At 67.3% G+C, this 14454-nt stretch carries 12 protein-coding genes; 4 read left to right on the top strand and 8 right to left on the bottom strand.

Annotation, left to right across the window (positions count from 1 at the left end; genetic code table 11):
* From ABIE57_RS08350 to ABIE57_RS08320, 7 genes are all read right to left on the bottom strand, one after another.
* Entirely contained in the window at positions 1 to 1014 is a 1014-nt protein-coding gene (locus tag ABIE57_RS08350; RefSeq protein ID WP_354538556.1) for a 5-oxoprolinase subunit C family protein, read from the bottom strand.
* On the bottom strand, positions 1011 to 1760 hold the full coding sequence (locus tag ABIE57_RS08345) for a 5-oxoprolinase subunit B family protein (RefSeq protein WP_354538555.1): 750 nt from the start codon (positions 1758 to 1760) through the stop codon (positions 1011 to 1013). Before ABIE57_RS08345 ends, ABIE57_RS08350 begins: the two co-directional genes overlap by 4 nt.
* A 34-nt stretch (positions 1761 to 1794) precedes the next feature.
* Positions 1795 to 3078 (bottom strand): TRAP transporter large permease, encoded by a 1284-nt coding sequence (locus ABIE57_RS08340; RefSeq protein ID WP_354538554.1) that lies wholly within the window; start codon positions 3076 to 3078, stop codon positions 1795 to 1797.
* On the bottom strand, positions 3075 to 3641 hold the full coding sequence (locus tag ABIE57_RS08335; protein WP_354538553.1) for a TRAP transporter small permease subunit: 567 nt from the start codon (positions 3639 to 3641) through the stop codon (positions 3075 to 3077). Before ABIE57_RS08335 ends, ABIE57_RS08340 begins: the two co-directional genes overlap by 4 nt.
* A gap of 2 nt (positions 3642 to 3643) precedes the next feature.
* On the bottom strand, positions 3644 to 4684 hold the full coding sequence (locus ABIE57_RS08330; RefSeq protein ID WP_354538552.1) for a TRAP transporter substrate-binding protein: 1041 nt from the start codon (positions 4682 to 4684) through the stop codon (positions 3644 to 3646).
* A gap of 25 nt (positions 4685 to 4709) precedes the next feature.
* Positions 4710 to 5528 carry a putative hydro-lyase gene (locus tag ABIE57_RS08325; protein ID WP_354538551.1) on the bottom strand — a complete coding sequence of 273 codons (819 nt, stop codon included), beginning with the start codon at positions 5526 to 5528 and terminating at the stop codon, positions 4710 to 4712.
* 72 nt (positions 5529 to 5600) lie between these two features.
* Complete coding sequence (locus ABIE57_RS08320; RefSeq protein WP_354538550.1) at positions 5601 to 6497, bottom strand: LysR family transcriptional regulator; 897 nt, start codon at positions 6495 to 6497, stop codon at positions 5601 to 5603.
* A gap of 212 nt (positions 6498 to 6709) precedes the next feature.
* On the opposite strand from ABIE57_RS08320, the gene ABIE57_RS08315 reads away from it, so the two are divergent.
* Both ABIE57_RS08315 and ABIE57_RS08310 read left to right on the top strand, forming a co-directional pair.
* The gene (locus tag ABIE57_RS08315; protein WP_354538549.1) at positions 6710 to 8371 is read left to right on the top strand and encodes a Na/Pi cotransporter family protein; all 1662 of its coding nucleotides are present in this window, start codon (positions 6710 to 6712) and stop codon (positions 8369 to 8371) included.
* A 54-nt stretch (positions 8372 to 8425) separates the two neighbouring features.
* Positions 8426 to 9412, top strand: a complete 987-nt coding sequence (locus ABIE57_RS08310) for a hypothetical protein (protein WP_354538548.1) — start codon at positions 8426 to 8428, stop codon at positions 9410 to 9412.
* A 6-nt stretch (positions 9413 to 9418) separates the two neighbouring features.
* Here ABIE57_RS08310 and ABIE57_RS08305 read toward each other — a convergent pair whose 3' ends face one another.
* The gene (locus ABIE57_RS08305; RefSeq protein ID WP_354538547.1) at positions 9419 to 11416 is read right to left on the bottom strand and encodes a tetratricopeptide repeat protein; all 1998 of its coding nucleotides are present in this window, start codon (positions 11414 to 11416) and stop codon (positions 9419 to 9421) included.
* A gap of 98 nt (positions 11417 to 11514) precedes the next feature.
* On the opposite strand from ABIE57_RS08305, the gene ABIE57_RS08300 reads away from it, so the two are divergent.
* Together ABIE57_RS08300 and ABIE57_RS08295 are read left to right on the top strand one after the other, a co-directional pair.
* Complete coding sequence (locus ABIE57_RS08300) at positions 11515 to 13395, top strand: hypothetical protein (protein ID WP_354538546.1); 1881 nt, start codon at positions 11515 to 11517, stop codon at positions 13393 to 13395.
* Positions 13392 to 14438 carry a glycosyltransferase family 2 protein gene (locus ABIE57_RS08295; RefSeq protein ID WP_354538545.1) on the top strand — a complete coding sequence of 349 codons (1047 nt, stop codon included), beginning with the start codon at positions 13392 to 13394 and terminating at the stop codon, positions 14436 to 14438. The genes ABIE57_RS08300 and ABIE57_RS08295 overlap by 4 nt, the downstream gene beginning before the upstream one ends.
* Positions 14439 to 14454: the final 16 nt, after the last annotated feature.

The raw sequence follows: 14454 nt of genomic DNA, 5'->3' as shown, positions 1-14454 counted from the left end.
TCATTCCTCCTCGTTCCCGGCAATCGCGCCGCTGATGAGTTGATAGGACAGAAGATCGCGGATGTCGTGGGGGTCGCGTGTCAGGTGGGTCAAGCGGCGGCGCAGGGTGGCGCGGGCCTCGGCGGCACGGCGTTCGGCTGCCAAGGCTTCCTCGGGCGCAACGAAGCGCAGGCGCAGCGCGGTGCCCGGCGCGGCCTGCGCCACGCGCCGCACATCGCAGGGAAGCACCGCGCCGATGCGGGGATAGCCGCCCGTGGTCTGGCATTCGGCCATCAGCACGAAAGGCGCGCCGTCGCCGGTGATCTGGATATCGCCCGGCACGATCGCCTCGGACAGCACGGTGAGGCCCGCGCGGGCGGCAAAACCCGCGCCATCGGGAGCGAGGCGCACGCCCATGCGGTTGCCGCGCGCGTCGCGGGTAAAGCGGGTGCACTCGAAGCGCGTCACCTCCTCGTCGGGGAACATGGGGGTCTGATACCCCGCCACCACCCGAACCTCGCCACCCGCAAAGCGGTCCTCGGGGTCGAGGAGCAGGCCAGTCTCATGGCCCCGGTCCGGGCCGATGGGAAGGCTATCACCCGCCTTGAGCGCGCGGCCTATCCCGGCGGCAAGATGGGCGGAGCGCGCGCCGAGGATGTCCGGCGTGGCGATGCCGCCGCCCAGATGCAGGTAGCCATAGACCCCAGCGGTGGCCGGGCCGATGGTGAGCCGCGCGCCTACGGGCAGAAGGTGCGAGGCGTTCCACGCCAGCGCCGCGCCGTCGATGCTTGCCCGCATGGGCGCGCCGGTCAGCGCGATGCGCAGCGCCTCGGTCGCCGTGAACGTGCCGCCCATCCCTGCCATTTCCAGCGCCGCCAGCGCCGGGTCTTGGCCCAGCAGCGCCGCACCCTCATAAAGCGCCAGACGGTCCGACGCGCCCCCGCGCGACAGCCCGTAGGCGAGGTAGCCGGGGCGACCCAGATCCTGCACGGTCAGCCCCGGTCCGGCCTGATGGATGTGCAGGGCGCGGCTCATCGGATCGCCTCGCATGTCGCACCGCCGTCGGGGCCCGCGGCGCGCAGATGCTCGAATTGCTCGCGCGCCACGGCCTCAAAAATCGCCTCGTCACCGGGGCGCAGCACGAAGGGTGCCTCGGCCTCGGGGCGAAACAGGCGAAACGCGGTCTGCCCGATATGCCGCCAGCCGGTCGGCGTCGAGACCGAAAAGAGCACCAGTTGCCGGATCGCCACCACCAGCGCGCCGACCGGAACACGGTCGGTGAGCGCTTGTTGACGGGGGATGTTCCAATGCGCGGGCAACTCGCCCAAGTATGGCTGGCCGGGGGCGAAACCGATGGTCTGCACGCGCACGCGGGTGGTGGCGATCTCGGTTGCGGCGGCCTCGGGCGAAAGCCCCGCCTCGCCTGCGGCCTCAGAGAGTTGCGGGGCAAGATCGGTGCCGTAAACGGTCGGGATGCGCCACAGGCGGCGGCCCTCGGGCAAGGCCTCGGCATACCAGTCGCGGCTGTCGAGCAGGGTTTGCATCTCGCGCGCCACGGTGGCGGGGTCGGTATGGAGCGCATCGAGCCGCAAAAACACCGAAACCAGCGAGGTGGCGGTTTCCTCCACCCCCTCGGGGCTTGCCCGCTCCACCGCCGCGCGAAACGCGAGCGCCGCGCGGTTGCCTGCCTCCGACAGCCGGTCGCCAAACGACACCAGCAGCCCGTCGAGGCCGACCCGCCCGATGCGGGGGAATGTGCCTTGGGTAACGGTATCGGTCACGTCGTTTGCGTCCTTGGTCCTGCCGCAGTCCGGTCTACTGCACCGCGTTCGGCAAAAACAGCGCGATCTGCGGAAAGGCGATGAGCAGCCCCGCCATCGCCAGCATGGTCGCGGCATAGGGGGCCGCGCCCACCATCACCTCGGACATGCGCCCGCCCTGCCGCGCGCCCTGCACCACATAGAGGTTGAGGCCCACGGGCGGCGTGATCAGCGCCATCTCGATCAGCACGATCATCAGGATGCCGAACCAGATCGGGTCAAACCCCTGCGCCACCACCAGCGGCACCACGATGGGGATGGTCACCACCATCAGCGACAGCGTCTCGATGAAAAACCCCAGCACGATATAGATGAGAACGATGACAAGGATCGTGCCCAGGGGCGACAGGCCAAGACCGCCCAGCATCGTCTGCAACTCGCGCCCCAGACCGGCGGCGGCGAGGGTGAAGTTCAGGAACGATGCGCCGATCACCACCAGCATGATCATCGCCGTGATCTTGACCGTGCCCAAGAGGCTCTGGCCCAGCACGCTGCCGTTCACCGTGCCGAAAAGCGCGGCGATGATAAGCGCGCCCGCGACGCCCACGGATGCGGCCTCCGTGGGCGTGGCCCAGCCCTTGTAGATCGAGCCGATGATCGCGGCGAAGAGGAGCAGGATGGGGATAAGCTGCACCAAGGCCCGCATCATCTGCACCATGGGGAACACCCGCCTTGTGCCGCCCAGATCGGGGCGCACGAGGCAGATGAGCACGGTCACCAGCATGAACGCGAGCGCCAGCCCGATACCGGGAATGAGCCCCGCCAGAAACAGCTTGGGGATCGAGCTTTGGGTGAGGAAACCGTAAACGATAAGGTTGATCGAGGGCGGGATCATGATGCCGAGCGTGCCGCCCGCCGCGATGGCCCCGGAGAAGAGGCGCGGGTCATAGCCCAGCTTTTCCGCCTGCGGCATGGCGACGGTGGCCACGGTGGCGGCAGTGGCCACGGAACTGCCCGAGGTGGCGGAGAACATCGTCGCCGTGGCGACGTTGGCATGGACAAGGCCACCGGGCAGCCAGCTTACCCAATGATCGAGCGCGGCATAGGTGCGCGTGGCGATGCCCGACCGCACGAGGATTTCGCCCAGCAGAACGAAAAACGGAATGGCAATGAGCGTGGGGTTGTTTGACGTGGACCAGACGAGATTGCCAAGCCCCCGCATCAGCGGGAAAGGCGTGAAGAAGATGTCGAGGCCAAAGCCCAGCAGGAACAGCACGATCCCCACCGGGATGGACAGGCTCAAGAGGCCCAGAAGGCCGAAAACCGCGTAAGAGATCATTGCACGGCCTCCCCTTCACCCACCACGCCGATAGCGCGGTCGGCGGCGTCGAAACGGCCCTGCACCACCAGCACGAGCGCGGCAAGAAAGGTGAGCCAGGCCATCAGCGCGAACCAGACCCAGCCCGCGAACCACGGCAATTGCACCAGCGCGAGCGGCGTCTCCAGCGGCGTGTTGGCGCGGGACGAGTTGGCCAGCGAACGCTCGACCACCGGCCAGGCCCGGATCGCCACGAGGCTGACCGTGCCTGTAAGCACCAGAAGCGCGAACAGATCGAACACGGCGCGCACCGCCGCGCCGCCGCGCGTGCGCAGGATGTCGATGCGCACATGGCCCAGCTCCATCAGCGCGTAGCCCATGCCCCAGGCGGTGGCGATGGCCATGACATAGCCGCTGATCTCGTCGGTGCCGCCGAACGAGGCATGAACCCGGCGCAGCGCAACATCCAAAAGCACCAGCGCGGCGCAGGCCAGAAGGCCCGCGCCCACCAGCACCGCCACCACGCGGTTGATCCGGCGCAGCACCAACAGCAACGCCTCGGCCTGTGTCGCCGCGCCGGTCATGCTCAGTTCACCGCGCCGATGGTGACGCCGACGGTCGCGCCGACGCTCTCGTTCCAGCGCTTGGCCCAATCATCGCCCGCGCGCGCCGCCCAGTCGGGCAGCACTTTCGTCACCAGCACCTCGCGCGCCCGGTCGAAATCGGCCTCCGACACCTCGACCAATGTCATGCCGCGCGCCTCGCCCGAGGGGCAGTCGCCATTGCCGGTGAGGCAGGCAATGTCATTGACAAGCGCATCCTGAGCGGTGGCCCAGGCCTTGTCCTCGAAATTGGCCTTGATCTCGGTGGCGATCAATTCCTGCGTGGCCGCGTCAAGGCTGTTCCAGCGGTCAAGGTTCATCGCCGTCACCACGCTGTCCCAGCCGCCCAGCGGAATGGGCAGCAGGTGGGTCGAGACCTCCCACCAGCCGGCGCTATAGCCCGAGCCGGCCCCGGTCACGGCGCAATCCACCACGCCGTTTTGCAGCGCGCCGGGCACCTCGCCAAAGCTCACGTTGATGCCCTCCGCGCCCAGAGCCTCAAGGAATTGCGCGGTCATGCGGCCCGAGGCGCGGACCTTCAGCCCCTCCAGATCCGACAGTTGCGTGACCGGCGCGTTGCAGAACACCACCTGCGGCGGATAGGGGGCGATGGCGAGGACATGGCTGTTGAAGCGGTCGCGGAAGATATCCTGCACCATCGGGCGGGCGGCCTCGACCATCGCGCGCGCCTCATCCGCCGTCAGCGCCAGAAGCGGCACGTCGAGCCCTTCAAGCTCGGGCGCGTCGGCCACGGCATAATCGGCCACGGTCATGCCCACGTCATAGACCCCGTCGCCCAGCAGGCGGTAAACGTCGCCCACGCCCAGGTTCATCTGGTTATGCGTGGTCAGCGCCACGCTGATCTTGCCACCCGAGGCGGCGGGCAGGGTCTCGGTCCAGAACGGGGCCTCGTATTGCTTGTGCAGGGGCAGGCTGGACCAGCTGCCCACCACCGAAAGCTCTTGTGCGGCGAGCGGGGTGGCGAGGATGGTGGTTGTGGCAAGCAGGGCGGTAAGGGTTTTCATGGGTATCTCCGTGTTGGTTTCCTGGTTAATTGACCGGGGACAGCACCGGGGTTTCCGCGTCCTCGGGAATATCGGTGATGAGCATATGGCCGGGGCGGTGGGTGATGCAAAGCGCGGGCGCGGCGGCCTCGATGGCGGCTTGCGGGGTCACGCCGCAGGCCCAGAAGACCGGCACCTGACCCTCCGTCACGGGCGCGGAATCGCCCCAATCGGGGCGGTTGAGATCGGCAATGCCGATTGCGGCGGGGTCGCCCATATGCACCGGCGCGCCATGCGCCAGCGGATAACGGCGCGAGAGCGCGACGGCCTCGTCCACGCGGTCCGGCGCAATCGCGCGCATACTGACCACCATGTTGGAGCGGAACGGCCCGGCGGGCACGCAAGGGAGGACGGTGCGGAACATCGGCACCGTGGTGTCATTCGCGATATGCCAGAGCGGAATGCCCGCCTGCATCAGCGCGTGCTCGAAGGTGAAGGAACAGCCCAGCGCAAAGGCGACCATGTCCCCGGTCCACAGATCGCGGATATCGGTCGCCGTGCCGTCAAGCCGCCCGTGGCGATAGATATTATAGGCGGGCACGTCGCTGCGAATGTCGATATCGCGGCCCAGCGTGTGCATCATCGGGTTGCCGGTATCCGAGACGCCGACCAGCGGGCAGGGCTTGGGGTTGCGCTGGCAAAAGCGCATGAAATCAAGCGCCGCCGCCCCCGGCAGAATGACGATATTGGCCTGAAGATAGCCCGCGCCCAGCCCCGCCGTATGGCCATGGTAGCGTCCGGTGCGGATCTCGGCGCGCAGGTCTGGCACGGGGGTGCGGCGCAGGGTATCGAATTGGGCGCTCATGATGGTCTCTCCTCCGACGGTCACGCTCGCAGCCTTCGATGATAAAATCAAATCGAAGTTTTTTGTCACACGCTATCGAGAATTGTTATCGCCCTGCCACGCCTCCGCCACCTCCTGCGCCATGCGCGCGGCATGGGCGGCAAGCGTGTTGCCCGGCTCACCCAGCCATGAGGCGGTAAAGCGCAAAGGCTCGGGCACCCAGCCGGGATCGAATTCGCGCAGCCGCCCCGATGCCACATAGACCGCCCCCAGCGCCCGCGGCAGCGCCGCCACGCCAAGCCGCGCCTCCACCAGGCGAAACGCCGCAGACAGCGAGGACGAGGGGAAAATCCGCGCCTCCGGCCCGACATGCTCCATCAGCAGCGCCTTCAACTCGCGGTAGGGCCGGGTGGTGCGCGCATAGCTCAGCACCGGGCGGCGCAGGCAGTTTGCGGGGTCCGCACCGTCGTCGTCCGCGACATACCAGGCAAGGTCGAACCCCGGCAGGTCGAGATTATCGACGCTGTATTCCGAAACCGGGCCGAGCAGGATCGCCAGGTCGATCTCGCGCGCCAGAAGCCGGTCGCGCAGATCGCGCGAGACATCCACGGTCAGCTCGATCTCGACCTGCGGATAGGTGGCATGAAGCCGCGCAACCAGATCGGGCAACCAGCATTGCGCGATGGTCTCGGACACGCCGATGCGCAGATGCCGCTCCAGCGCGCCGGGCGCGATCAGGTCTTGCGTCAGCCGTTCGGCGAGAAGCGCAAAACTTTCGGCATGGCGCAAAAGGCGCTCTCCCTCGCGCGTGAGCGTCATGCCCTGCGGCCCGCGCGCGAAAAGCGTGCAATGCAGCATCTCCTCCAGATTGCGGATGCGCGCGGTGACGGCAGGCTGCGTGAGGTTGAGGCTGGTGGCCGCGCGGCGCACGCCGCCGGTGCGCACCACCGCCAGGAACGTCTCCAGATGCGCAAGGTTGAGCTGGGTCATGGGCAGGCTCCTGTGACCGGATCGCCGCAGCATAGCGCGCGTCTGCGCGCCGCGCCATGGTCCGGCCACGGTGGGCAATTGTCATAAATCTGTCACATAACTGTTACAAAAGGTACAATACGTCGACATCCGCTTGCGCTTCCCGGTGCGCGGCGCAAGGCTCGTCCCCTGCGATCCATCATCCCGCACGATCATCCCGCACGGAGGCACGATTGGACAGCCCGAACCTTACGATTTTCTTTCTCCAGATCGGCGGCGCGGCGGCGCTTCTGATCTGGTCGGTGCGGCTGGTGCGCACCGGGGTGGAACGGGCGTTCTCGGCACCGTTGCGGCTCTGGCTGCGCCGCTCGGGGCAAAGCCGGATGCTCGCTGCGGCGACCGGCACCGGCAGCGCCATGGCGTTGCAAAGTTCCACGGCGGTGGCGGTGATGGTGACGAATTTCGTGGCCGCAGGGTCGATCCCGGCAGCGGCCGGGCTGGCCATGCTGCTCGGGGCCGATCTCGGCTCGGCGCTGGTGGCCAAGCTCCTGCTGGTGCGCCAGTCCTGGCTGATCTCGGCCCTGTTGCTCGTCGGGGTGGTGATGTTCCTGCGCGGCCATCAAAGGCGGGTGCGGCAGGGCGGGCGCATCCTGATCGGGCTGGCGCTTGTCTTTGTGTCGCTCGATCTGTTGCGCGCGGCGACCGCGCCGCTTCTGGACAGCCCCGGCGCGGGCACGGCAATGGCCTATCTCGCCCGCGACACGCTGACGGCCTTCGTCATCGGCGCGGTATTCGCGTGGATCGTGCATTCCTCGGTGGCCGCCGTGCTGCTCTTCGTCACGCTTGTGGCGCAGGGGGTGATGCCGCTTGCGGCGGCGGTGGCGCTTATCCTCGGGGCCAATCTGGGCGGGGCGGTGATCGCGCTGATCCTGACCCTTGCTGCCCCTGCGGCGGCGCGGCGCGTGGTGCTGGCCAACGTCCTCTTGCGCGGGGGCGGTGCGGCGCTGGTGCTGGCGGCGCTGACGGCCTTTCAGCCGCCGCTCGGCTGGCTGGGGACAAGCCCGGCGGCGCAGGCGATCCACCTGCATATCCTGTTCAACCTCGGCCTCGCGCTGCTGACCCTGCCGCTGGTGGGGCTGGTGGACCGGCTGGTGGCACAGGCGATGGGGTCCGAAGGCGCACCCTCGCCGCTGGCGCATCTCACCGCGCTCGACCCGGCGGCGCTGAGCAATCCCGACCGCGCGCTGTCCTGTGCCACGCGCGAGGTGATCCGCATCGGCGAGACGGTCGAGGCGATGCTGCGCCCCATGCCCACGCTCTATGCGCAGTGGGACGAGGCGGCGGCGGAAGCGCTTCTGGCCAGCGACAAGACCGTGCGCAAGCGCCATTTCGACACCAAGCTCTATCTGGCGCAGCTCAACCGCGCGGGCGTTGACGAAGAGCGCAGCCAGCGCGCGATGGACCTGTCGACCATCGCCGCCAATTTCGAGGCGGCAAGCGACACGATCACCACCACCATGGTCGGTCTGGCGCGACGGCTCAGCACCGAAGGGGTGCAGTTCTCGCGCCCTGGCTGGGAGGAGATTTGCGATTTCCACGACCGCGTGCTTGCCAATGCGCAACGGGCGCTCGGCGTGATGATGACCCAGCACCCGGATGAGGCGCGCGAACTTGTCGCCGAAAAGGACATCATCCGCGACATCGAGCAGCGCCTGCAACGCGCGCATCTGGGACGGTTGCGCGAGGGGCTGGCCGAGAGCATCGAGACCAGCAACATCCATCAGGAGACGCTGCGCGCACTCAAGCAGGTCAACACCGCCTTCACCATGGTGGCCTATCCCATCCTGACCGAGACCGGTGACCTGCTGTCCAGCCGCATGACGCGCCGCGCCTGAGCGATTGCGGCCATGCCCCGCTTGGCCTAGATCTGTCGGAAACGGGGGCGGGCGATGCTGTGGCTTCATATCGGGATGCCCAAGACGGGCACGACGGCCTTGCAGGGCTGGCTGCACTCTCAGCCCGATTTCCTGCGCGACAACGGCATTCGCTACCTTGCCACCGGGCGCGACCGGGGCACCGGCACGGGGCGGCTCATATGCCATAACGCGCTCGCGGTGGCGATGAGCCGGGGCTGGCACGGCCAGCCCGAGGACGATGCCGGGAAAATGGCGGCGGAGGTCGCCGCGCAGGACGGCGCGCACTGCATCCTGTCGTCCGAGATGTTCTTTGGCCGCGATCTGACCCCACTGCGCCAGCGCTACCTGTCGCGGATCAGCGCGCCGGTGCGGGTCTTTGTCTATCTGCGCCGTTTCGACGATTTCATCGAGGCCGATTACAAGCAACGCGCCAAGAACGGCCTGCCCACGGGCGGCGCGGAACGCTTTGTCGCCGAGCGGCTGGCGCGGATCGAGAGCGACCCGGATTACATGAATTTCACCACCGTATTCGACCGGATCAGCGCACAGCTTCCGGGGGCCGAGATCGTGCCGCGCCTCTACCTGCGCGACGAGATGGCCGGCGGTAACGTGATCCCCGATTTCCTGTCGGTCCTTGGGGTGAACCCCGACACGGTGCCCCTGCCGAAGGTGGCCGCCAACCGCTCGCTCTCGCGCGTGGCCAGCGAAGCGCTCGGCCTGTTCGACGAGGGCGCGGGCTATGACAAGAAGGCCCGCCGCCGCCTTGGCCGCGCCTTGCAGGCAAGCGGCGATGCGCGGCTTTACGCCAGCGACGATGTGCTTTTGCCCGAGGAGCGCGCGCGGATCAACGACACGCTCGAGACGCGCAACGCGGTGATGCGCAAGGCGTTCTTTGCGGGGCGCGACCGGCTCTTTCCCGCCAGTGTCCCAAGCGCGGAGCGCGTGCGCGCCTATCCCGGCGAATTGGAGGATTTTCACCACGCAGTGCGCGCGATCCTGCGGCTGGCGCGACGGGATTGAGCGCGCTCAGGCGCGCCTCAGCCGCGCGCGCCGATTGGCAAAGCGTTGCTGGTTGGGCGCAATCTCGGCAGCGCGGTCGAGCGCGGCGATGGTCGCCGCCTCGTCGCCCATGTCACGGCAGAGATCGGCGAGGACAGCGTGCAACTCGGCGGTGCTGTCATCCATGGCAGAGGCCCGTTCCATCGCCGCGCGGGCGGCGATCAGATTGCCCGCCTCGCGGTGGAAATGCCCGGTGAGGAAGTGCCAGAAGGCATGGTCGGGGGCCTGTGCGCGGCACGCCTCCATCTGCCGTAAAGCCGCGTCGAAATCGCCCTGCAACGCAAGTATTTCGGCCTGCCGCTTGTGTATCAGCGGCGCGTCGGGGCTGACCTCGAGCGCCGCGCTGTTGCGCGCCAGCGCCGCGTCAAGCCGCCCCGCCCGCGCCTCGAGCAGCGCGCAGAAACTGTCGGGCAGGGTGCCGGGGGCAAAGCGCGCATCGCCCTCGATCCGTGTGCGCAGCGCGTCGAGATCGGGCTTTGACGCCAGAAGCCGCGCCACCTTGCCCTCCATCGAGAACCACGGCCACTCGATCGCGATGGTCGAGAGATCCGCCGCGCGACGCCGCAGGATGCGCGCCTGCTGCACGAGGATGTTGGTCTGCTGATAGGGGATCGGCAGCATCAGGATCGTGTCGCGGTCAAACGGCAGGCTGGTGCCGGGGCGCAACCGTTGCCGCTTGATCATGAAGGTGCCGATCACGGTCACGTCGGGCAGCATCGGTTTCTGCCAGAAGGCGCGCAGAAAGGCGCGGCGCGCCCGGTGCCGCTGGCCGAGCGCGCCGCGGATATGCGCCTCGACGGCAAGCGCGGTGATATAGTTTTCCTGCCATTGGTGAGGATGGGCAAGCGCCGTCTCGACATGGGTCAGCGCCTCCTGCCATTTGTGCAGATACATGCCGTCGATCGCGTGCATCAGCGGCAGAAAGGCATTGTCGGCCCCGGCGGCAAGGATCGCCTCGCCGATCTCCCACGCGGCCTCTTCGCGCGCGCTCTCCTGAAGGCGGCGGGCCAGCTTGACATAGATATGCGCGGCCTCGCTCGGGGTGATGAAGCGGTCCACCCCCTGCCGGAACCGATCGAGCACCCGGTCATAGGCCGCCTCGCGCTCCGGCACCGTCATGACTTCGTGAAAGCACTTGCGCTCTTGCCCGCTGAGGCGGGCGGCGGCGCGGCTGAAGGCGCTGATCGGGGGGGCGACGATCTCGGTCGCGCGCGACATGGCGAACAGTTCCAGAAAGTCGCGCTGCACGGGCTTGCAATCGCTCAGGTCCACAAGATCGTCGATGGCACGAACCCGGCTGTGCGCCGCCGTGAACCGCGCGATGCTCTCGGGCTGATCGGAAAACACCAGCGCCCCCGCATCCGCGTTTTTCTCCAGATAGGCCGAATAAAGCTCGTCCGGCTCGATCTTGGCGGGCCATTCCTTGTGTTTCCACGGCTCCTCGTTGAGGATGTCGCCGCGCCGGATGTGATAGGCGATGGTGCGCCCTTGCCCCGCCATCGCCGTCTCGATCTCGCCGATATGGCGGGCGATGACGGGATTGAACCCGATCCGGCGGATGAACCCGCGAAACCGGCCGCGCAGCGCCTCGGCATCCTCCCAGGGGAATTCCACGATCTCGAACCCCTCGTCGAGCAGCACATGACCGCCCTGCGCAAGATGCGCCTCAAGACGCTCGGGCGTCTTGTCCCTGAGAAAGGACCAGAGCGGTCTGGTCCGCGCATCGAGCGCCTCGAAATCGGCATTGTCGATGAAATGCCGCGCGATGAACGCCTCGTCGAACAGGTCCGACGGCGTATCGAGCTTGGGTGCCATGGCCCCGCGCGGAAACCAGTTGATGCGGAAATCGCTGCCGTAATCCTCGGCCAGACGGATGCTGTTGAGCATCATCAAGAGCCGCGCGCCAAGTTGATCCTTCCTCAACCCGATGAAGAAACCGCGCGCCGGATCGGGGGCATTCGACATAAAGAAACCTTTTCCCGTTCCGGGAAAGTCTATACACTCAATGGAAACAGTCGCAAGCGCTCCCGCTGCCGGGCAGTGGCGAAGGGGTAACGAGGCAAATGACGGCAGGTTCCAGGCTTCTGGTGAGCACCCATCTGGTGCGGCCCGACTCTGCATTCTTGGAATGGCTGGCCTGGCACCGTCTGCTCGGGGCGACGGATTTTGCGGTTTTCATAGACCGGCGCGAGGCGGGTGCGCATCCGCTTCTGACGGCCCTGGCCGAGGCGGATGTGCTGCGGCTGATGCCCATAGGCGTCGATCCCGACATGAAGGAAGAGGCGCAAAATGCAGCACTGCGCGCGGGTGCGCTCGAGGCCACGCAGAGCGGCGGCTATGGTCTCTTCCTCGGCCCGGACGAATATTTCCGTATCCACGGCACGACCCAAAGCCTCCAGACCCTGATGCGCGGGGCGGATGTGCTCTCGGTGCCGCTCTGCGAGGCGGGGACCGGCGGGCATGAGGCGCATGTGCCCGGTCCGGTGCTGCACCGCCCGCGCCCGGTGGCCCCGCCCGATACGCCCGAACTTCGCAGCGTGGTGCGGCTTGGCCTTTTTGCGGCGCGCACGCCCGAGGTGCCGATCGGCCCGGTGGCGGGCGGCAAGGAGGTGAAATGGGTCGATGGCGACGGCGCAGAGCTGCCCGCGCCGCATAGCCGTGTGGGCTGGGGTATCGAGGGCCGTGCGTTCGGCGCAGCGCACGCATCGGTCCTGCGCATCCCGGCCCCCGCCGCCGAGACCTATCTGCTGCGGCTTCAGGCGCTGCCCGCCAAGCAGCATCCCCCGCCCGAGCGCATTGCCGAACGGCTGACCGATCTGGCTGCGATCACCGGCGCAGGGCAGGGGATCGGCGACAGGGCCGGGCCGCTCGCAGACGGGATCGCCGCGCTGATGGCCCTGCCCGGCGTGGCCGAGGCCCAGAAGGCGCTTTGCGCGGAGGAACACGAAACGCTGGCGCGGCTCTTTCCGCAGACCGCCCGCGCGTCCGTCGCCGCCGTCGACCCCGTCGCCGCCGTCACAAACGACACCTCGGTCGAGATGGCAGAGGACGCGCGCGAAACGGACGGTCTGGAGGACGACACGCCGCCCCCCGCCGCCGCCCTGCCCGACTGGTTCGCCGAAATCCATACCGGCGGCGCGCGGCAGGGTTTTTACACGCGGCTCGAAAATCATGCGGTGATGGGTATCTACCGGGATGCCGCGCGGCTTGTGGTGAGTTTCGACAACCTCTCCAACGTCAACGATACCTCACCGGGGCGCGAGCCCTGGGCCTATAAGTTCCTGCGCGACAATGGCTGTTCGCACCTTGCGGTCATGGCGCGGCGCAAGGACTGGTATCGCTGCCCGCAACTGATCGCCCATCTGCAAAAGCTGTCGGCGGATGGCGTGTTCACAGGCTATGAAAGGGTGTTCTTCACCGGCACCTCGATGGGCGGTTTCGCGGCGCTGGCCTTTGCCTCGCTGGCCCCCGGTGCCACGGTCATCAGCTTCAACCCGCAAACCACACTCGACACCACGCTGGTGCCGTGGGAGGAACGGTTCGGCATGGGAAAGGCGCGCGACTGGTCGCTGCCGCATTCCGATTGCGCCTATGAGATCGACGAGGTCGAAAAGGCGTTCGTGTTTTACGATCCCTTCTTCACGCCCGACCGCCGCCATGTGGACCGGCTCGAGGGGGACAATGTGATCCGCCTCAAGACCTGGTGTTCGGGGCATTTCTCGCCGGTGTTCCTGCGCCGTGCGAACCTGCTGAAACCGATCATGCAACACGCGCTGGACGGCACGCTCACGGCCGAAGTTTTCTACCGGCTCTACCGTGAGCGGCGGATGCTGCCGTGGTATCGCCGCGCATTGCAAACCAACCTGCAAGAGCGCGGGCATGAAAAACTGTCCCGCGTCGTCAGCCCCGCCTTTCGCAGGCTCAGACGCGAGGCCGCCGAATGACCGCAGCACAGCAGTTTGCCGGCGCCCTGCCGGTGCCCGCGCTTGGCGGCTCTCATGTCATCATGACGACGATGAAGAACGAGGGGCCGTTCATGCTTGAATGGGTGGCCTACAACCTTGCCATCGGCTTTACCGGTTTCGTGATTTTCACCAATAATTGCGAGGATGGCACCGATCTGATCGCCGACCGGCTGACCGAGTTGGGCTATGCCAGCCACCGGCCCAACGATGTCTCGGATGGATCGCCACCGCAGCACAAGGCGCTGCGCCGCGCCACCGCGCATCCGTGGATCAAGGATGCCGAATGGCTCATGTGCCTTGATGTGGACGAGTTCATCAACCTGCGCGACGGGGTGCAGACCCTGCCCGGGATGATCGCCGAAATGGGCGATTGCGACGCGGTGTCGTTCGTGTGGAAGCTCTTTGGCTGCGGCGCAGTCGAGGGCTACGAGGACAGGCCCGTGACCGAGCAGTTCTTTCTTGCCGATGCCGAGGACGATCCCGCCAACGGGCGCGCCACCGGGTTCAAGACGATGTTCCGCAACAACGGTCTCTTCCGCAAGTTCAACCCGCACCGCCCCAAGGGCACGCCCGAGGGGCGCGAGGCCGAGGTGCGCTGGTCCGATTGCGGCGGCAACCTGCACCCCATGGATCAGGTGACATGGCGCGGCTGGCCGGGGTTCAGCCATCGCTATGCGCGGTTGCATCACTATTCGGTGCGCTCCATCGACAGTTTTCTGGTCAAGCGCGACCGGGGCCGCACCAACCATATCGCCCGCGAACAGACCGAGCATTACTGGTCCGACATGAACGTGAACCGGGTCGAGGATCGCTCGATCCTGCCCCATGCCGCGCGGATGCGGCCCGTATACGAGGCGCTCCGGGCCGATCCGGTGCTGGGGATGCTGCACGCGCGCGCGGTCGACTGGCACCGTGCCAAGATCGCCGAATTGCGCGCCCGCCCCGGCTGGGACGAGTTCCGCGACTGGCTTCGGGCCAACGCGATCGAGACCACCGCGACAATCACGCAAAAAGACTACTGACGGCGACCCGTTCAAG

The sequence above is a fragment of the Roseovarius sp. MBR-6 genome, from assembly GCF_040547525.1.
Classification (GTDB): Bacteria; Pseudomonadota; Alphaproteobacteria; order Rhodobacterales; family Rhodobacteraceae; genus Roseovarius.
Note: the sequence above shows the minus strand (reverse complement) of the source record. Positions and strands in the feature narration are given on the sequence as shown.

Excerpts from the sequence above, each read along its gene's own strand:
- ABIE57_RS08350 (WP_354538556.1), bottom strand. The coding sequence starts at position 1,014 with ATGAGCCGCGCCCTGCACATCCATCAGGCCGGACCGGGGCTGACCGTG.
- ABIE57_RS08340 (WP_354538554.1), bottom strand. The coding sequence starts at position 3,078 with ATGATCTCTTACGCGGTTTTCGGCCTTCTGGGCCTCTTGAGCCTGTCC.
- ABIE57_RS08335 (WP_354538553.1), bottom strand. The coding sequence starts at position 3,641 with ATGACCGGCGCGGCGACACAGGCCGAGGCGTTGCTGTTGGTGCTGCGC.
- ABIE57_RS08330 (WP_354538552.1), bottom strand. The coding sequence starts at position 4,684 with ATGAAAACCCTTACCGCCCTGCTTGCCACAACCACCATCCTCGCCACC.
- ABIE57_RS08325 (WP_354538551.1), bottom strand. The coding sequence starts at position 5,528 with ATGAGCGCCCAATTCGATACCCTGCGCCGCACCCCCGTGCCAGACCTG.
- ABIE57_RS08320 (WP_354538550.1), bottom strand. The coding sequence starts at position 6,497 with ATGACCCAGCTCAACCTTGCGCATCTGGAGACGTTCCTGGCGGTGGTG.
- ABIE57_RS08310 (WP_354538548.1), top strand. The coding sequence starts at position 8,426 with ATGCTGTGGCTTCATATCGGGATGCCCAAGACGGGCACGACGGCCTTG.
- ABIE57_RS08305 (WP_354538547.1), bottom strand. The coding sequence starts at position 11,416 with ATGTCGAATGCCCCCGATCCGGCGCGCGGTTTCTTCATCGGGTTGAGG.
- ABIE57_RS08300 (WP_354538546.1), top strand. The coding sequence starts at position 11,515 with ATGACGGCAGGTTCCAGGCTTCTGGTGAGCACCCATCTGGTGCGGCCC.
- ABIE57_RS08295 (WP_354538545.1), top strand. The coding sequence starts at position 13,392 with ATGACCGCAGCACAGCAGTTTGCCGGCGCCCTGCCGGTGCCCGCGCTT.